Below are 18,379 nucleotides of genomic sequence, written 5' to 3' on the forward strand. Positions count from 1 at the left end.
GCCGATAGGCTGACTAGTCAGACCTCGACCGCCGTGCTACCTCGGCCAAAGGTGCCGGCCCGCACAGGCGGGTGCGGACCGGCTAGACCTCCTACTGGCGGCGCATCATCGCCCCAGCCGCAGCGGCCGTCATCGCCGGCGCGGCAGCGTTTAGCTCGGCCTCATCGATGGCGGCGCCAGCGAACTGTGCCGCGTAAAGCCGTGCGTAGGCTCCACCGTCGGCGATGAGTTTGTCGTGCGATCCCTGCTCGACGATCGCTCCGTCCTCCATCACCAAGATGACGTCGGCGTTGCGGATCGTGGAAAGCCGGTGGGCGATAACGAAACTCGTCCGTCCACTGCGGAGGGTGTTCATCGCTTGCTGGATAAGCACTTCCGTGCGGGTGTCGACGGAACTGGTCGCCTCGTCGAGGATGAGGATCGATGGTTCGGACAAGAAGGCACGCGCGATCGTGATGAGCTGCTTCTCGCCAGCACTGACGTTGGCACCCTCGTCATCGAGCACGGTTTCGTAGCCGTCGGGCAGCGTGCGGACGAACCGGTCCACGTGCGCGGCCTTGGCGGCGTCAACTATCTCGTCGCTGGTGGGACTGTCCGCTCCGTAACCGATATTGTCCGCGATCGATCCGCCAAACAGCCAGGTGTCTTGAAGCACCATGCCCATCGCGGAACGAAGGTCCTCACGGTTCATCTCGCGGATGTCGACACCGTCCAGCGTGATCCGGCCTGACGTGACGTCATAGAACCGCATCAGCAAGTTGACGAGCGTTGTCTTGCCAGCCCCAGTCGGGCCGACGATCGCCACGGTCTGTCCTGGCTCGACAGTCAGGGACAGGTTCTCGATCAGCGGCTTGTCCTCGGTGTAGCGGAACGAGATGTTCTCGAACGCCACCCGTCCCTGAACGGCCGCCAAGCGGGCGGGCGACACAGGTTCAGGTGACTGCTCCTCAGCGTCCAGCAGAGCGAAGACCCGTTCGGCTGACGCCACCCCGGACTGCACCAGGTTGGACATCGCGGCCACTTGCGATAGCGGCTGGCTGAACTGCCTTGAGTACTGGATGAACGCCTGCACGTCACCCAGGCTGAGCGAACCACTGGCGACGCGCAGGGCACCGACCACGGCGACGAGCACGTAGTTCAGGTTGCTGATGAAGAACATCGCCGGCTGGATCAGCCCGGAGATGAACTGCGCCTTGAAACTTGAGGCGTAGAGCGCGTCGTTGTGCTGAGCGAAGGTCGCCGCGGCTTCTTTCTGCTGACCGAAGACCTTGACGAGAGAGTGTCCCGTGTACATCTCCTCGATGTGGGCGTTCAGTTTTCCCGTCGTCGCCCACTGCTGAATGAACTGCGGTTGCGCCCGCTTTCCAATCAGGACGGTGATGTAGACCGAAACCGGAACGGTCACCAACGCGATCAGCGCCAGCAGGGGCGAGATCCAGAACATCATGGCTATGACGCCGATGATGGTCAGCACCGAGTTCATGAGCTGGCTCATGCTCTGCTGCATCGTCTGCGCCACGTTGTCGATGTCGTTGGTGGCACGGCTCAGGACCTCACCGCGCGCCTGCTTGTCGAAATAGCTCAGCGGAAGCCGCGACAGCTTCTCCTCGACGTGCTCACGCAACCGGTAAATCGTGCGCTGGACAACGGTCGTGATGAGGCGGAACTGGAAGAGTGAAAACACCGACGCGGCAAGGTACAAAGCCAGTGCCCACGTGAGGATCTCGCGCACACGTGTGAAGTCAATGCCTTGCCCCGGCACGACGTTCATCGCCGCGACCATGTCGGCGAGCGTTCCGTTGCCGGAGGCCCGGATCCCTTCCACCGCCGCCTCTTTGGAGACTCCCGGCGGCAGTTGCTTGCCCACGACACCGGAGAAGATGACGTCCGTCGCCTCACCGAGAATCTTCGGGCCGATGACGGCCAGAGCCACACCCGTGATGCCGAGCAGGAGAGCCACGATGAGCAGCGGCCGTTCCGGGCGCAGCATGTTGAACAAGCGCCTCACCGAGGACTTGAAGTTCAGCGGCTTGGACACCGGTGGCCCAGCCATCATGGCGGCCGGACCGAACCTCGGATTCGAGTCTCGCTTTGCCGCAGGAGTACTCATGCCACCGTCTCCCTGCGGTCGCCGGTGTCATGAGGCACTAGCGACCCTGTGATTCCGATTCGCTCGTGCAAGCACTCACTCATTGCGCTTCCTCTTCTGTCAGCTGCGAGAGCACGATCTCGCGGTAGGTTTCGTTGCCGCGCATCAGTTCTGAGTGTGTGCCCACGCCGGCGACCTGCCCGTCGTCGAGCACGATGATGCGGTCAGCTTCGCGGATGGTGTTCACCCGCTGGGCGACGATGACGACCGTGGCGTTGGACGTTTCACGCGCCAGGGCGGCCCGCAACGCCGCGTCCGTCGAGTAGTCCAGGGCACTGAACGAATCGTCGAACAGGTAGATCTCGGGCCGGTGCACCAGCGCCCGGGCGATCGCCAGACGCTGCCTTTGGCCACCCGACACGTTGGTGCCACCTTGCGCGATCGGAGCGTTCAGTTGCTCCGGCAGCGCCTCAACGAAGTCACGCGCCTGAGCGACTTCTAGCGCCTTCCACAGCTCCTCTTCCGTCGCGTCAGCCTTGCCGTAGCGCAGGTTCGACGCGATGGTTCCCGTGAACAGGTATGGTTTCTGCGGAACGTAACCGATCACTTTGGACAGCTCGTCGGCGTGCAGGTCGCGCACGTCAACGTCGTCGACACGGACAGACCCTCCGGTGGCGTCAAAGAGCCGTGGCACCAAGTTGAGCAGTGTTGACTTTCCGCTGCCGGTGCTGCCGATGATGGCGGTCACTTCGCCGGGCCGTGCCTCCAGATCGATGCCTCGCAGAACGGGCTGTTCGGCACCGGGATAACGGAACTCGACGTTGCGTAGTTGGAGTGCACCTTGAGTACCCACAATGGGTTGTGGATTTTTGGCTGGGACCACGCTTGGCTCAGTGTTTAGCACTTCCTCGATGCGCTCGGCGCAGACCTCAGCGCGCGGGATCATCACGAACATGAAGGTGGCCATCATGACCGCCATCAGAATCTGCATCAGATAACTGATGTAGGCGGTCAGTGCCCCGATTTCCATTTCGCCCGCGTCGATGCGATCAGCACCAAACCAAAGCACGGCGACCGTGGACACGTTGATGATCAGCATCACGAGCGGGAACATAAGCGCCATAAGCTTTCCGGTCGCCAGTGACACCGCGGTGAGGTTGTCGTTGGCGACGCCGAAGCGCTGCTGCTCTTGCTTGTCGCGCACGAAAGCCCGGATGACCCTGATGCCCGTGATCTGCTCACGCATCACGCGGTTGACGTCATCGATGTTGTCCTGCATCTGGCGGAACAGTGGGCGCATGCGCCAGATGATGATGCCGACGCCAATGACGAGCGCCGGAATGACCGCCAGCAAAAGGCTCGACAGCTCAACGTCAAGCCGCAGCGCGAGAATGATGCCACCGACCATCATGATCGGGGCGGACACCATCATCGTGAACGTCATCAGGGCAAGCATTTGCACCTGCTGCACGTCATTCGTCGTCCGCGTGATGAGTGAGGGAGCGCCGAAGTGGCCGACCTCGCGGGCTGAAAAGTCCTGCACCCGCTGGAAAATCGCCGCCCGCATGTCCCGGCCGAGTGCCATGGAGACCTTCGCTCCAAAGTAGACAGCCGCTGCCATACAGACGATTTGCACGAGCGACACCGCGAGCATCGCCGCACCGGTGATCAGGATGTAGCGGATGTCGCCCTTGACCACGCCGTGGTCAATGATGTCCGCGTTGAGCGTGGGAAGGTAAAGCGTTGCCAGGGTTTGAATCAACTGCAACAGCACGACCAGGGTCAACGGCCCCTTATACGGCTGCAGGTGGCGGCGCAGAAGTCGTATCAGCATCCTTCACTCCGGGATAGAGCACTCCATCGAGTACCACGGTGACAATGTCCTCTGCGGACAGAACTTCGTTTCGGCTGTTTTGCATGACCATCGTCATGAGCAGGGCCGCGATCGTTTCAGCGGGCAGTCTGAGCTGATGCTGATCGGGCGCCAGCAACTCGGCTAGAGCGTTGGTGATGAGCGTGAGTCCTTCGTGAGCCTGCGCCGCGCCCGCGGTCACCACGGCGAGGCCGCTGGCTCTTATCGCGACCATCAGCGGCACGTTGTCATGGAACCGCCGCGCGAGGACCCTCACAGCGGTCTTGAGCCGGAACCGCAGATCAGGATCGCCCTTGACCGCGTTCATCGACTCGATCGCCGGCTGCGGGTCAAACGCCTTCGCGATGGCGGCCGTGATCAGGCTGTCCTTGTCCGGGAACACCCGGAAAATCGTGCCCTCGGCCACACCCGCGCACTCGGCGATCTTGCGCGTGCTGACGTTAAGCCCTTCATCGCGCAGCAACGGCAACGTGGCCGCGATGATCGCCGCCCGCCGCTCATCAGGCGCGAGAGGAGCCACTCGCTTACGCCGCATGTCCATCACGATCACGAGGCTAATGAGTGAGTACTCACTCCGCAAGCGAAATTCAATTTCCGACGCCGCACATGGTTGCGGCCGTCCCTCCCGCGAGGACATCCAGGTCCGCGCTCCCCAAACTCGCAGTCACGTCGGCCTCCCGCTTTCTGCCGCGGCCCTCGCTCCCCAAGCCCGCGACCCCGGTTTCCCGCGAGGACCTCCAGGTCCGCGACCCCGCGCTGCTTCCCGCGAGGACCTCCAGGTCCGCGCTCCCAAACCCGCGACCCCGGTTTCCCGCGAGGACCTCCAGGTCCGCGACCCCGCGCTGCTTCCCGCTCCCGTGCGGTGCGCTTGATCCAAGGTCCGCCCATGTGGGCGCATGGTCTTCTTAGTTTTGATCCACATCCATAACGCAGATCCACATCCGGCTAGACGTGATCAAACCGCCTGTGGATCACGTCTGAAGGGATGTGGATCGGGCTGAGGGATGTGGATCACGACTAGGTCATCGCGAGCTGCATATAGCGGGAGAGGCGGGCGGCAAAGGGAAGCGAGGGCAGAGGAGGCAGCGGGAGGGGAAAGCGGCGAGGGGAAGCGCGGTAAAAGCGAGGGAAGGACGAGCGCGGGGAAGGGTGAGCGAGGGAAGGACGAGCGCGGGGAAGGGTGAGCGCGGGGAAGGGTGAGCGCGGGGAAGGGTGAGCGCGGGAAGGGACGGAAGGCGAGAGGGGAAGGGCGAGAGGGTGAAGGGCGGGCAGGGAGGAGCGGGCAGGGAGGAGGGGGTGGGGATGATCATGGTGGGTGGGAAGGCGCTGTGAGTGCGTGGTTGGATGGAGGGCATGAGCAACCCCGCGATCTTGACTGTTGATGATGATCCTGCGGTCTCGCGGGCTGTGGCGCGTGATTTGCGGCGGCAGTATGGGGAGAACTACCGGATCGTGCGGGCGAGTTCGGGGTCGGAAGCGCTCGATGCGCTCAGGGAACTGAAGCTGCGTGGGGATCGGGTGGCGCTGCTGGTAGCCGATTACCGGATGCCGCAGATGAACGGGATCCAATTCCTTGAGGAAGCTATGGATCTGTTTCCGCTCGCGCGACGGGTCTTGCTCACCGCTTATGCCGACACTGACGCGGCGATTAACGCGATCAACGTCGTGGACCTCGATCACTATTTGCTCAAGCCGTGGAATCCGCCGGAGCAGAACTTGTATCCCGTGGTGGATGGGCTGCTTGAGTCGTGGCTGTCCGTTCCGGACACGGCGGCGCCGGAGTTGCGGGTGGTGGGACACCGCTGGTCGGCACCGTCGTTCAAGGTAAGAGACTTCCTAGCCAGGAACTTGGTGCCCTATCGGTGGCATCTCGCTGACGACCCGGAAGGCGCACGGTTGCTTGTCGCCGCGGGGGTGGATGCGACACAAGTGCCGCTCGTCGTGACTGCTGAGGGGAAGTCGCTTGTTCAGCCGAGCGAGGCGGAACTGGCCGCTAGCGTGGGGCTGACGATCACGCCGGCGAATGACTTCTATGACGTCATCGTGATTGGTGCTGGGCCGGCTGGCTTGGGCGCGGCTGTTTATGGGGCGTCTGAAGGACTACGGACTGTCCTGGTCGAGCGGCGGGCCACGGGTGGGCAGGCCGGGCAGAGTAGCCGGATCGAGAACTACCTTGGGTTCCCTGACGGCGTCAGTGGAGCGCAGCTGACGGACCGCGCACGGCGGCAGGCGGTGAAGTTCGGGGCGGAGCTGCTGACCGCCCGTGAAGTGGTCGGTCTGGAAAACGTTGGTGCGACACGAGTGGTGCACTTCAGTGACGGCAGCCGCATCGCGGCGCACGCCGTCGTGCTGGCGACCGGTGTGTCCTATCGCCTGCTGGATGTGCCCGGCTGCGCTGACTTGACGGGACGCGGTGTTTTCTATGGCTCCGCTGCTACCGAAGCGGTCAGCTGTGCGGGGCAAGACGTTTACATCGTTGGTGGCGCCAACTCGGCCGGGCAGGCGGCGGTGTACTTTTCGCGTTACGCCAGCCATGTGCACATTCTGATTCGGGGAGACGACATTCGCCGCTCGATGTCGTCGTATCTGGCCGATCAGCTCGACGCGATCGACAACGTCACCGTGCACCCGTTTAGCGAAGTGTGCCAAGGCGAAGGTGACGAGCACCTGGAGCGGATCACCATTCTCAATGTCCAAACGGGACAGACTCACGTAGTACCAACGGAATGGCTCTTTATCTTTATCGGGGCCGAACCGCGGACGCAGTGGCTCGAAGGCGTGCTTGCCCGTGACGACAAGGGTTTCGTTGTTACCGGCCAGCGTGCGAAAGACTGGCCGTTGCCTCGCGATCCCTACCACCTGGAGAGCAGCGTTCCCGGCGTGTTCGTGGCCGGTGACGTGCGCGCTGAGTCGGTCAAGCGCGTAGCCTCGGCGGTGGGCGAGGGCGCGATGGCGATCTCCCTGGTGCACCGGTATTTGGAGGCACAATGATGAAGGAAGAGCTCAAGACGCTGTTCCTCTTCGAGTCACTCGACGACGCCAAGCTCGACTGGCTCGTGGAGCACGGCAAGGTGGAGCATCACCCGGCCGGGCTCGTGTATGCCGAAGGCGATGACGCGACGTGCTTTTACGTCATGCTGAGCGGCACATGCGCGCTGAGCCGTCTCGTGCACGGCGACGATGTCGAGACTGTCCGCACCGAGCAGCGTGGCGTTTACGCGGGAGCGACGCAGGCCTATCTTGGTGCTGCCGTGCCACAGAAATACCCGAACTCGTTGCGTGCCGTCACCGATTGCAGCTTCTTCGTGCTGCCGGCGACCGAGTTCGGGGCGATGATGCGCAGCTGGTTCCCGATGGCTATGCACTTGATGGAGGGCCTGTTCTTCGGGCTGCGCAACACCCAGACCATCATCGGTGAGCGGGAACGCTTGCTGGCGCTGGGATCGCTGTCGGCTGGCTTGACGCATGAGCTGAATAACCCTGCGGCTGCTGCTGTCCGGGCGACTTCGGTGCTGCGGACACGGGTCGCGGGCATGCGGCACAAGCTGGCGATGATCGCGGACGGGCGGGTCGACGGCACGAAGCTGCGGCATCTCGTTGACTTGCAAGAGGAAGCGGTCAAGCGGGTCGCCCTCGCGCCCGCGCTGACACCATTGCAGACCTCTGATGCCGAAGACGCGGTTGGTGACTGGCTCGAAGAGCATGATGTCACTGGCGCTTGGGATATCGGAGCCACGCTCGTCGCTGGCGGCATCGACCCTGAGTGGCTCGACGCCATGGCGCAGACGGTGGGCGAGGAGAACTTGGAGCCGGCGGTCCGCTGGATCACGTACACGCTTGATACCGAACTGCTCATGGCTGAAATCGAGGACTCCGTCGCCCGCATTTCCGGGCTTGTGGCGGCGGCCAAGCAATATTCGCAACTTGACCGCGCGCCCTATCAGACCGTCGACGTGCACGATCTGCTCAAGGCGACGCTGGTCATGATGAACGCGAAGATTCCGTCAGGCATCAAGGTGGTCAAGGAATTCGACCGTTCGCTGCCGCCGATTCCAGCTTATGCCGCTGAGCTCAACCAGGTCTGGACGAACCTTATCGACAACGCGCTCGGTGCGATGGGACAGTCTGGCACGCTAACGATTCGCACCGGGCGAGACGGCGAGAACGTTTTCGTTGAGGTCGCTGACACCGGTCACGGCATCGATCCGGCGATCCGGCCGCGCATCTTCGAGCCGTTCTTCACCACGAAACCCGTGGGCGAGGGAACGGGACTCGGACTCGACATCTCCTATCGCATTGTAGTCAACAAGCATCACGGCGATATCAAAGTCACGTCGTCGCCGGGTGACACGACTTTCCGCGTGCTGCTGCCGATTAACCCTGACGCGTGACGAATTCGGGGAAGTCCTTGGCGTTGACGGTTTCCAGGCCGGTGGTGTCGCCGCGGGAGGCAACGACCGCGGCGGCGAGGGTGCTGCCAATGAACGCGGCACGCTCGGATGACGCTCCGCGCAGGCGAGCGGCGAGGTAACCGCCGGCGAACGCGTCTCCCGCTCCGACCGGGTCCACGACTTCCTCCACAAGCGACGGCTGGTGTTTGACCGTGCCTTCAGAGCGGTAGTAACAGCCGTCTTTGCCAGCTTTCAGCACGACTTCACCTTCGAACGCGTCGAAGGGGCTGGTGTCCCCGAAGATGAGCGAGGCTTCGTCGGTGCCGAGGATCAGGTAGCCGACGTGCGGGAGAATCGTTTTAGCGAACGCAATTTGCTGGTCCAGCCCGAGTGCAGGGCGGAAGTTCGGGTCGAACGCGAGTGTGGTGTGGCGGGCCAGATGTTCGACCGCCGCGCGCGGGCCCGGCCCAAGGGCGGTCGTAATCCCGGACACCGCAACGACTTTGGGACGAGCTTCCAGCACCCGCTGCGCATCGGAGAGGTCCATGTGCGCGGCTGCCGATCCCGCCCGGTAATAATGAACCCGTCGCTCGCCGTCGGGCTTAACATCTTTCAAGAACAATCCCGTCTGGTACTCCCGAAGCTTCGCCGCCAGGGAAGTAGAGACCCCGAGACGGCCCATCTCGCGCAGAACCCGTTCGCCCAAAGGGTCTTCGCCGACACGAGTGGCCAGGGCCGTGCTGATGCCACAGCGAGCCGCCGCCGCGCACAGGTTCAGCTCGGCGCCCGCGACATGAACGTCCACTGTGGACGCTGAAGACAAGTCCCCGGATTCGAAGAGCACCATGGCTTCCCCGAATCCGGCCAGTTCTAGCTCTGCCATCGCCGCAACAGGTCGTCGCGCAGGAACGCGGCAGGCGAGGCGATGGACAGCCCGCCATCGACGGCAAGCACGGCTCCTGTGACAAACGTTGCCTCGGCGAGGAACTTCACCGCGTGAGCCACCTCGCCGGGAGTGCCGACGCGGCCGAGCGGATAGCCGGCCGCCGCGTCGGGATGCGACGTCGGCCCGATCAGCCCTGGCGCGACGGCGTTTACCCGGATGCCGCGTGGGCCGTAGTCGAGGGCGAGCTGGCGTACCAAGCCTTCAAGGCCGGCCTTAGCGGTCGCGTAGGCGGGAAGTGAAGGGGCGGCTAGCGTCGCGTTGACGGAACTCACCGCCACGATCGCGCCACCCGCCGCCATGACGGGAAGAGCCGCCCGGCTGACCGCGAAAGCCGTGCCGAGGGTGGCGTTAAGTGCTTGCTGCCACTGCTCATCCGTCGTGTCCGTTACGCGAGCGACAGGCATGTAGGCGGCCGCGAGCACGACCACATCCAGCCGTCCCGCCAGCTCCATAACATCCTGCACGGCCGAACTAGCGCCGGAAGCCGTGGACACATCGTCGGGCAGCGAAACGGCGTGCACGACATCGTCTTTGAACACGTCAACGATCGCCTGTCCAATCGGCGAGCTCCCGCCAACGACCAGCACCCCACGGCTCATGTCGCCGTCTCCCTTCGGTCGCCGGCGCTATGAGGCACTAGCCAGCCTGCCATCCCGCGGCTCATGAGATCAAGCCTAGGTCGCGCAGGACGTGGTCGAGGTAGGCCAGGGTGCCGGGGTCGGCGTCGACGGCGGGGGAGCGGACGGTCGCCGAGGCGATGATGCCCCGCCGCACGAGGACGTGTTTGTGAATCGACCACGCGATGCCTGGCTGCAAACCGAAGCGGATCAACGGCAGCAGCCGGTTGAAGTCCTCACGTGAGCCTGTCCGCAGCACGGGAGCGAGCAGATCGGTGAACTCACAGGCCGGCATCGTGCCCACGGCACCACGGTCGTATTCCTCCAAGACGAACAAGGCGTTCTGCCCGCCGAGCACGAGGAAGTCTGCCGCTGTAGCGGAAACCACGGCACCGACTTTCGGGGCGGTGGGCTGTGTCTCGACCTTGACCGACTCGACACCGTCGAGTTTGGACAGTTCGACGATCAGTGGCACGGGCATCGTGACGCCCGTTGGCCCGGGCGCGTCTTGCACCATGACCGGCAGCCCACCTGTCGCGGCCACCTCACCATAGAAGTCAACGATTTGCGTGGGTGACGGCTTGACCATGTAAGGCGGCAGCACCATAGCGGCGCTCGCCCCGTGATCACGGGCCAGCCGGGTCTGTTCGACCGCCTCGCGCACCGCGGTCGCCCCGACGCCAGCCACCACGGGCAGCCCCGCCTTCGTCACGACGTCCAGAATGGACTTGCGCTCGGCAAGGGTGAGGGCGAAGCCTTCGCTGGCGAACCCGAACACGGCCACCCCGTCGGCACCGGAGGCGACTTGAAAGTCCATGAGCCGCTGCAACGACTCCAGATCCAGTTCGCCGGACGGGTGAAACGGGGTGGCCAAGACGGGGATGAGGCCGGTCGTCATGCTTGCTCCTCTAGGGCAGCGAGGTCGACCTCAACGCCGAGGCCGGGTGTCGTCGGAAGGGGGAACTCAACCGGGCCACCATCGAGTGGCCGGGTGAGGATGGTGCTGGCGACGCTCATTGTTAATGGCTGATATTCAAATGCTGGCATATCTTCGATAGCCGCGCTCACGTGCAGGCCGGCGGCGACGGCGACGCCAAGCCCGACGGAATGATGTGGCGCGACAGGCAAGTGATGGGCAGCGGCCAGGGAGGCGATCTCCATGGCCTCGGTGATGCCGGCGCGCCCAACGTCTGGCTGACACAGATCGACCGCGCGATGCCGGATGAACTCACGGAACTCAAACCGGTTGCGCATCGCCTCGCCGACGGCGACAGGAGTGCTAAGGGCAGCGGCCAGTTCCGCGTGGGCCATCACGTCTTCGGGCACAAGCGGTGCTTCCAGGAACCAGGCGCCGCGCTCGTCGAGCCCGCGCCCGAGCCGCAAGGCGTCGGAGAGGCTGTAAGCCCAGTGCGCGTCGACGGCGACCTTCAGGCCGGTGGAAGCCACAGCGTCATAGGTCGCGAGATCCTGCTCGACGCCGTGTCCTAGGTGCAGCTTGACGGCCCGCACGCCTTGGGACACCCAGTCTTGGGCAAGGCCAACGCGAAGCGAATCCGTGGGCGCGGGCAGTCCCGAGACGTAGGTCGGGATTGCGGTGCGGTGCGCCCCGCCGAGAAGCGTATAGACCGGCACACCCAAGACCCGCCCGGCCAGGTCCCACAACGCGATGTCGACGGCTGCCAAGGCGTCGGCCTGGTGCCCGACGAGGTGACCGCGTTCGCGCATGAGGCCGGTGAGTTTGCTCCACAGTGGACGGACGGGCAGCGGGTTCTCGCCGATGAGCACGGGTGCGAGAAGCCGGTCGACGATCGCCTTCACCACCTCGGGCGCCACGGGAGCCAGGGCTTCGCCCCAGCCGTAAGAGCCGTCGTCACAAAGGATCCGCACGAGAAGCGTCTCGAACCGGTCGGAGTAGAGGCTGCGCCACGGCGGGCGCAAGTAGTAGCCCTCGCCGTCTGAACCGGACGGTCGCGCGCCGAGATAGGGCGAGGGCGCCCGCAGCTTGACCACATAAGACTCGACCGCGACGACCTTTTGGTTGACGACTTGCAGCATGCGAGATATCTTCCCGTATCACGCAAGTAACTTTCAAGACCCAGTCTGGAGAAACATGGCCCCCGAAGCGGGAAGTAACCAGAGTGTCGAGCGAGCCCTGGGCGTGCTGCGCGTTTTCACTGGTGGGCGGGCTGAACTGCGAGTGTCCGACGTGGCCAAGGCAGCGGAACTGACCCTGTCGACCGCCTCCCGGCTTCTCGCCACGCTCGAAGCCGCCGGCTTTGTCGACCGTGACGCCGTGAGCGGTCTCTACCGCCTTGGCCTGGACATGGTGTCGCTCGGCGGGGCCGTGCTCAACAACCACCCCGTGCACCGGGAAGCCCGCCAGATCGCCCAGAACCTCGCGGCTGAGCTGGGACTAGGGGCGAACGTGGCGGTCCGCCGCGGTGACCAGCTGTTCTACTTGCTCAACTTCGAAGGACGGCAAGCGCCGCGGGCGTTCGTCTTGGCGGGGCAACGCAACCCCCTGCACGTCACCGGCCTGGGAAAAGCTCTCCTGAGCGGACTGTCCAAAGCCGAGCGCCGTGAACTGCTGCCCGCCCTGCCGTCCTACACCCCGCACTCGATCACCTCGCACGACAGTCTCGACGCTGAGCTGGCGAAATGCACCGCGCGGGGCTACTTCGGCGAGGTCGAAGAGCTGGCTCACGGACGCGCGTGTGTCGCGGCCGCGATCCGCGACGCGTCCGGTTCCGTCGTCGCAGCTCTTTCGGTGTCCGGCCCACTGTCTGCAATTGACTTGCAGAATCGGGAAGCAGCTCTCGCTCGCGCCGTGATCGAAGCGGCCGACTCGATCAGCATCGGCCTCGGCTACGTCGGCCCGGCCCACCTGCCAGCGCAGCTAGCGGCGGCGTCGCGATGACGGTGCAAACGGTGCCGTCAAAACACGCTGAGCCGCCCGAGGTGGTGCGGAGACGCAAACTTGGCAAGCCGTTGTCGAACGGGACGTTTGGGTTCCTGCTGACCTTGCCTGCGGTCGTCATGTTTGGCGCGATCGTGCTCTATCCGCTGGCCGGATCGCTGAGCACGAGTTTGTTCAAGCAGAGCCTCGTCATCCCGGGCAGGTCGTTCGCCGGCCTCGACAACTTCAAGCACGTGCTGGAAAACGAGTTCTGGCCGGTACTGGAGAACACGCTCGTGTTCACCGGACTGGGAACTATCGCGCCGTTCGTCATTGGGTTCGCGCTCGCGCTGGCGCTCAACACACAGATGAAGGGCCGGGCCGTCCTGAGAGGAATGTTCCTGTTCCCCTGGGTGATTCCGGGCGTGGTCGTTTCCTTTGCCTGGCTGTGGATTTTCAACGCCAACTACGGCTTGCTCAACGGCTTGCTCGTGCGACTGGGTCTCATCGACGCGCCGGTCAGCTGGCTTGGTGAACCGGGCACGGCCATGATGGCGGTGATCGTGGCCAAGACGTGGGCCAGCTTCCCCTGGATCATGGTGATGCTGCTGGCCGGTCTGCAAACGGTGCCGTCGGTGCTGCACGAGGCCGCGGCCATGGATGGTGCCGGGACGATCCGTCGCTTCTGGCACGTCACGCTGCCGCATCTGCGGGGGATCATCGGCGTCGTCATCCTGCTGGAACTGATCTGGAACTTCCAGCATTTCGACACGATCTATGTGCTGACCGGCGGCGGGCCGGCCGGTGCCACGACAACGTTCGCGGTCGCCGTCTACGAAACCGCGTTCAAAGGTTTCGACCTCGGTCAGGCCGGAGCCCTTGGGGCGCTTTGGATGCTGCTGCTGTCGGTGCTTGTCGTCTTCTACGTCCGGATGGCTGAGCGATGATGAAGAGACTGACCGTTGCGGTCATTGGGATTTTCGCCTTCGGCCCGGTCTACTGGCTGCTCGTCACGGCGTTCACTCCCGACGAAGATGTGTTCCAGTTCCCGCCCAAGCTGTGGCCCACGCGGTTCACGCTGGAGCACTTCGCCAACCTGGCCGACAACCCGGCGCTGATGAACTATCTCGTCAACAGCATCATCGTCTCCACCCTGACCGCGTTGCTCACCGTGCTCGTGTCGAGCTACACGGCGTACTCCTTCTCGAAATTCCGCTATCGCGGTCGCAAGTCGTTGATGTACCTCATTCTCGCGAGCCAGATGTTCCCCCAGGGTCTTCTGCTCATCACGCTCTATCTGGTCTTCTCCGCGGCCGGAATGCTGAACTCCTACCTCGCGCTGGTCCTGTCCTTCACGACGTTCACGTTGCCGCTGTGCGTGTGGATGCTGAAGGGCTTCTTCGACACCATCCCCGATGAGCTGATCGAAGCGGCCAAAGTGGACGGGGCCGGGCAGGGCAGCATCATCCACCGCATCCTGCTTCCGGTGGCGCTTCCCGGCCTCATTGCCACCGGGCTGTTCGCGTTCATCCGGGGCTGGAACGACTTCATCTTCGCGCTCACGCTCGCCGGGCCGGATAAGCAGACGCTTCCGCCTGGCTTGGTTAATACGTATCTGGGTGAGTTCCAAGCGGCCTGGCCCGACCTCATGGCCGCTTCGCTCGCCGTGTCCCTCCCCGTGGTCATCGGATTCGCCGTTCTGCAGCGCTACCTCGTCGCCGGGCTAACCAGCGGCGCGGTCAAGGGCTGAACCGTCCCCCTCAAATATGGAGTCACACGATGTCTGTCTCTAGAAGGAATTTCTTAGCCATCGCGGGTGCGGCTGCCCTGGCCGCCGCTTGCGCGCCCTCCACCCCGGCACCGACGACCAACGAGGACCCGCTCAAGGACGACGGGGTCAAGGACTTCAGCTTCACGGCGTGGTCACTGAACGAAGCGTCCACAAAGGACGTTCTGGCCTCGCTCGTGAACAATTACTCCACCAGCGCCAGCGCGAAGATCGCGACGAGTTCCTACCCCTACAACGATTACCTGAACCAAGTGCTGCTGCAGATGCAGGGCGGCACGCTCACGGGAGCCGTTCAGGTCGACGTGGCCTGGCTTGCCACCCTGGCCGCGACCGGAAAACTGGCCGATCTCAGCACGCTCGCGGGTGCGGCCGACTACACGCCCGCTTCACTGGGCATCGGCAAGGTGAACGGCAAGCAGTACGGCATTCCGTGGACGAGCGCCGGAATCGGGCTCATCGGCAACAAGGACCTGCTCGACAAGGCCGGCGTGAGTACAGAGCCCAAGACGATCGCCGACTTCGAGACGACGCTGCGGGCGCTCAAGGGCCTGGGCAACGGGGTCGTGCCGTGGGCCGCGATGACCAAAGTGGACCAGCTCAAGGATTTCATCGCCTGGATGTGGGCGTTCGGTTCGCCAGTGGTCAAGGACGGCAAGATAGTCGTCGGAGACGACGCCAGTGTCGAAGCCCTTGTCTGGTACAAGAAACTCTATGACGAGAAGCTAATCGCACCAGATGTCAACCGGTTCGACGCACGTGCGCTGTTCGCCCAGGGCAAGGTCGGCTTCTACGAAGACGCCATCGGCGGCAAGGGTGCCGTGGTCAAGGCCGCGACCGACAAGTCCCTGGCAGACAAACTCCTGCCGGTTTCCCGCCCGGTGAAGAACGCCAGCGACAAGCCGCAGCACCTCGCCTGGGGCCACGCTCTCGTGGTGCTGCAAGGCACCGGAGCCGCGGCGGCCAGCCGGTTCGTCACCGCGCTCACGAGTTCGCCGTCCTACAACTCGGAGTGGTTCGCCAAGACGGGCCTCCCTCCGGTTACCAAGGCAGGCCTGAGCGCGGCACCGGTCAAGGCCGACGCCTTCACCGCCGCGTTCACCGGTGCGATCGGTGACTACGTTTCAGCGGACCCGTTCTGGATCTACCCGAAGTTCGCCCAGATCCAGTCGGCACTCGCCAACGGCGTGCAGTCGGCGCTCATCGGCAAGGCCTCCCCGAAGGACGCCCTCGCCGACGCCAAGAAGCAAATGGACGCGCTGACGTCGTGAGGCTAGTCGCCATCGTGCGCCTGCCCTCCTCAGAGGGGCTGGTCCGCGTCTGCCAGGAGCTGGTGGACGCGGGCCTGCCCGCCGTGGAAGTCACCCTCACCACTCCCGGGGCGCTGCGAGCCATTGCGGCGCTTAAGGGCCAGGTGGGGGCGGGGAGTGTCCGCTCGGTGGACGATGTGCGCCGCGCTGAGGAAGCCGGGGCGTCCTTTTTGGTCACTCCCACGGTCAGGCCCGAAGTCATCAGCGCGGCCACGGTTCCTGTGGTGTGCGGGGCGCTGACGCCAACGGAAATCGACCTGGCGTCAAGCGCCGCCTACGTCAAGGTGTTCCCGGCTTCAAGCATGGGGCCGCGTTACATCAAGGAAGTGCTGGCTCCCATGCCGGAGCTCAAGCTCATCCCCACCGGCGGGGTCACACCGTCGCTAGCGCAGGAATATCTGGCGGCAGGTGCGGTGGGCGTCGGGATCGGCAGCGCGCTCGTCAACGCGGAAACCATTGCCAACCCCCGGCTGCTGCGGGAGAAGGCGACAGAGTTCCGGCGGGCGGTGGGGCTGGAATGAACTGCGAGCTTCTGGAAGCCGTCGCGATCAGGGCGCTGGACTACCCGTACAAGATATGGGGTTTCGGCGAGGGAATGGCGCTGCTCGGGATCATCCGTGCGGCAAGGGTTCTCGGACGCCCACAGTGGATCGACCGGGTGCGGGAGCTGGTCGAGCCAACGCTGAAGACCGAGCCCGGTCCGGCCGACCACCTCATTGCCCTTGAGGTTGTCGCCGAGCTTGGATTCGACCAGACGCAACGGTTCCTGGACGCGGCCGGGATGGGTCCCCATCGGCCCGATCTGCCTGGGCTGGAGACCATGGTCTGGGTCGACTGCATGCACACCGACATTCCCGGGTTCATGCTCGCGGGGCGCCCGGATGCCGCGGCACAGGCGGTCCGCCTGGCGTGCTTGCGGTTCCAGGACGAGAGCGGCCTGTTTAGCCACGGTTACGATGGCAGCCCGAACCGAGTCCACTGGGGACGCGGTCAGGGCTGGGCGCTGCACGGTCTGCTCGCGGCCGGGTCGCCGCAAGCCAAGGTGGTGCTGGACGCCCTCGCCCGGCACGAGGAAGACGGCCGTTGGCGGACCATCGTCGACAATCCGGCCTCGCCGTTGGAGAACTCAGTTTCAGCCTTCGTCGCGGCAGCCGATGCCCAGTCGGCCATGGGCAAGCGAGCACTGCAGGCGGCGAAGGATCAGCTTGACGCCGACGGCGGCTTGCCGGTTTCTGAGGCGACTCCCGTGGGCTCTTATCTGGACCGTGGCACCGGTGTCTTCCCGTGGGGACAGGGACCGTTGCTGCACGCGTTGCTCGCGGAAAAGCCGCTCACGGAGACGCCATGAAGGTAACTCGCCTCGAAACCTTTGTCCTGTCGGTGCCCCAGGCAGGCAGTTACTGGGGCGCACAGGCGTGGAAGAAGAGCTTCATCTACTCCGACCGCGTGCAGGCCGTGCTCGTGCGCGTCGAGACCAGCGATGGTGTCGTGGGCTGGGGCGAGGCCAAGGCTCCGGTCGGCCCACGGGCGAGCGCCGCCATCATTGACGAACTGCTGGCACCGATCGTGCTGGACAGCCGTGTCGATGAGATTTCCCTGACGTGGGACCGGATGTATGCCGGGATGCGGGTGCGCGGTCACGACAGCGGATTCTGGTTAGAGGCGATGTCTGGAGTGGATATCGCGTTGTGGGACGCGTTCGCGCGTACCGTCAATCAGCCCGTGTATGTCCTCCTGGGCGGGCGTTACCGCGACGAGGTGCCGGTCTACGCGTCAGGCATCTCAGCCCGTGACCCACAGCAGGCCCGCGATATCGCGGCCGCGTTCCGCGATCACGGCTTCAAGGCCACCAAAGTCGCCATCGGCAAGGACCCTCGCCATGATGTCGCGGTCGTTGAAGCGGTTTGCAGCGTGTTTGACGAAGTCTATGCCGACGCGGCGGGTGCCTATGACTATCCGCAAGCGCTAGCCGTTGGCCGGGAGCTGACCCGGCTAGGCGTGCGGTTCTTCGAAATGCCGGTGGCGCCAGAGTTCCTGGACCTCTACGCCACCTTGGCGTCCAAATTAGACATCCCGCTCGCCTTGGACTCCCTGGCGAGCCGCTATCGAGCCGTCGAGTTCCTCAAGCGTGGGGCTCTGCACGTGCTGCAGCCCGATGTTTGCCGGGCTGGCGGCATCACCGAGGTCATGCGGATCGCGGCGCTCGCGAGTTCTTTTGGCGCGCAAACGACTCCGCACGTCAGCATCGGCTCGGCCATCCACTTCGCGGCCAGTTTGCAGTGTGCGGCGGCGATTCCCGACTTCACCATCATGGAGCACTGGGCCGGGCAGAACCCGATCGGCAGGCTCATCAGCCCGGACTATGACACCCCCAAAGACAGCCGGCGCGTTGTGCCCGCGACGCCCGGCCTCGGCATCACCGTCGATGAGGAGGCGGTGCGCCGAATAGCTGTTCCTTAACCGTCCCCCGA

General features: G+C 64.4%; 16 protein-coding genes. 9 read left to right on the plus strand and 7 right to left on the minus strand.

What is annotated here, in order from left to right:
• Positions 1–91: 91 nt before the first annotated feature.
• From A3E1_RS0101140 to A3E1_RS44275, 3 genes are all read right to left on the minus strand, one after another.
• The gene (locus A3E1_RS0101140) at positions 92–2,110 is read right to left on the minus strand and encodes an ABC transporter ATP-binding protein (protein WP_157631242.1); all 2,019 of its coding nucleotides are present in this window, start codon (positions 2,108–2,110) and stop codon (positions 92–94) included.
• A gap of 79 nt (positions 2,111–2,189) precedes the next feature.
• Complete coding sequence (locus tag A3E1_RS0101145) at positions 2,190–3,923, minus strand: ABC transporter ATP-binding protein (RefSeq protein WP_020518907.1); 1,734 nt, start codon at positions 3,921–3,923, stop codon at positions 2,190–2,192.
• Positions 3,883–4,503: a TetR/AcrR family transcriptional regulator gene (locus tag A3E1_RS44275; RefSeq protein ID WP_063825106.1), complete on the minus strand. Its 621-nt coding sequence runs from the start codon at positions 4,501–4,503 to the stop codon at positions 3,883–3,885. The genes A3E1_RS0101145 and A3E1_RS44275 overlap by 41 nt, the downstream gene beginning before the upstream one ends.
• Positions 4,504–5,315: 812 nt before the next feature.
• Between A3E1_RS44275 and A3E1_RS0101160 the strand changes: the two genes are divergently transcribed.
• Positions 5,316–6,953 carry an FAD-dependent oxidoreductase gene (locus A3E1_RS0101160; RefSeq protein ID WP_026207966.1) on the plus strand — a complete coding sequence of 546 codons (1,638 nt, stop codon included), beginning with the start codon at positions 5,316–5,318 and terminating at the stop codon, positions 6,951–6,953.
• Positions 6,950–8,353: an ATP-binding protein gene (locus A3E1_RS48755; protein WP_026207967.1), complete on the plus strand. Its 1,404-nt coding sequence runs from the start codon at positions 6,950–6,952 to the stop codon at positions 8,351–8,353. The genes A3E1_RS0101160 and A3E1_RS48755 overlap by 4 nt, the downstream gene beginning before the upstream one ends.
• On the opposite strand, the gene A3E1_RS0101170 is transcribed toward A3E1_RS48755, so the two are convergent.
• From A3E1_RS0101170 to A3E1_RS0101185, 4 genes are all read right to left on the minus strand, one after another.
• A complete protein-coding gene (locus A3E1_RS0101170; RefSeq protein WP_020518912.1) occupies positions 8,337–9,236 on the minus strand; it encodes a sugar kinase in 900 nt (299 codons plus the stop codon). The two genes, A3E1_RS48755 and A3E1_RS0101170, sit on opposite strands and share 17 nt — an antisense overlap.
• Positions 9,224–9,898, minus strand: a complete 675-nt coding sequence (locus A3E1_RS0101175; RefSeq protein ID WP_020518913.1) for an SDR family oxidoreductase — start codon at positions 9,896–9,898, stop codon at positions 9,224–9,226. The genes A3E1_RS0101170 and A3E1_RS0101175 overlap by 13 nt, the downstream gene beginning before the upstream one ends.
• Before the next feature lie 61 nt (positions 9,899–9,959).
• The gene (locus A3E1_RS0101180; RefSeq protein WP_020518914.1) at positions 9,960–10,814 is read right to left on the minus strand and encodes a dihydrodipicolinate synthase family protein; all 855 of its coding nucleotides are present in this window, start codon (positions 10,812–10,814) and stop codon (positions 9,960–9,962) included.
• A complete protein-coding gene (locus A3E1_RS0101185; RefSeq protein ID WP_020518915.1) occupies positions 10,811–11,971 on the minus strand; it encodes a mandelate racemase/muconate lactonizing enzyme family protein in 1,161 nt (386 codons plus the stop codon). Before A3E1_RS0101185 ends, A3E1_RS0101180 begins: the two co-directional genes overlap by 4 nt.
• A 55-nt stretch (positions 11,972–12,026) precedes the next feature.
• Between A3E1_RS0101185 and A3E1_RS0101190 the strand changes: the two genes are divergently transcribed.
• The 7 genes from A3E1_RS0101190 to A3E1_RS0101220 are packed head-to-tail and all read left to right on the plus strand — an operon-like array spanning position 12,027 to position 18,368.
• Complete coding sequence (locus A3E1_RS0101190; protein WP_020518916.1) at positions 12,027–12,833, plus strand: IclR family transcriptional regulator; 807 nt, start codon at positions 12,027–12,029, stop codon at positions 12,831–12,833.
• Between the two features lie 11 nt (positions 12,834–12,844).
• Positions 12,845–13,759 carry a carbohydrate ABC transporter permease gene (locus tag A3E1_RS0101195; protein ID WP_211215834.1) on the plus strand — a complete coding sequence of 305 codons (915 nt, stop codon included), beginning with the start codon at positions 12,845–12,847 and terminating at the stop codon, positions 13,757–13,759.
• Positions 13,759–14,562, plus strand: a complete 804-nt coding sequence (locus A3E1_RS0101200) for a carbohydrate ABC transporter permease (RefSeq protein ID WP_211215835.1) — start codon at positions 13,759–13,761, stop codon at positions 14,560–14,562. Before A3E1_RS0101195 ends, A3E1_RS0101200 begins: the two co-directional genes overlap by 1 nt.
• Positions 14,563–14,591: 29 nt before the next feature.
• Positions 14,592–15,869 (plus strand): extracellular solute-binding protein, encoded by a 1,278-nt coding sequence (locus tag A3E1_RS0101205; RefSeq protein WP_020518919.1) that lies wholly within the window; start codon positions 14,592–14,594, stop codon positions 15,867–15,869.
• Positions 15,866–16,429, plus strand: coding sequence for a bifunctional 4-hydroxy-2-oxoglutarate aldolase/2-dehydro-3-deoxy-phosphogluconate aldolase (locus tag A3E1_RS0101210; RefSeq protein WP_020518920.1), 564 nt, complete (start codon positions 15,866–15,868; stop codon positions 16,427–16,429). The genes A3E1_RS0101205 and A3E1_RS0101210 overlap by 4 nt, the downstream gene beginning before the upstream one ends.
• Positions 16,426–17,256: a glycoside hydrolase family 88 protein gene (locus A3E1_RS0101215; RefSeq protein ID WP_020518921.1), complete on the plus strand. Its 831-nt coding sequence runs from the start codon at positions 16,426–16,428 to the stop codon at positions 17,254–17,256. Before A3E1_RS0101210 ends, A3E1_RS0101215 begins: the two co-directional genes overlap by 4 nt.
• Positions 17,253–18,368, plus strand: a complete 1,116-nt coding sequence (locus tag A3E1_RS0101220) for a mandelate racemase/muconate lactonizing enzyme family protein (RefSeq protein WP_020518922.1) — start codon at positions 17,253–17,255, stop codon at positions 18,366–18,368. Before A3E1_RS0101215 ends, A3E1_RS0101220 begins: the two co-directional genes overlap by 4 nt.
• Positions 18,369–18,379: the final 11 nt, after the last annotated feature.

The organism is Catelliglobosispora koreensis DSM 44566 (assembly GCF_000379685.1).
Classification (GTDB): Bacteria; Actinomycetota; Actinomycetes; order Mycobacteriales; family Micromonosporaceae; genus Catelliglobosispora; species Catelliglobosispora koreensis.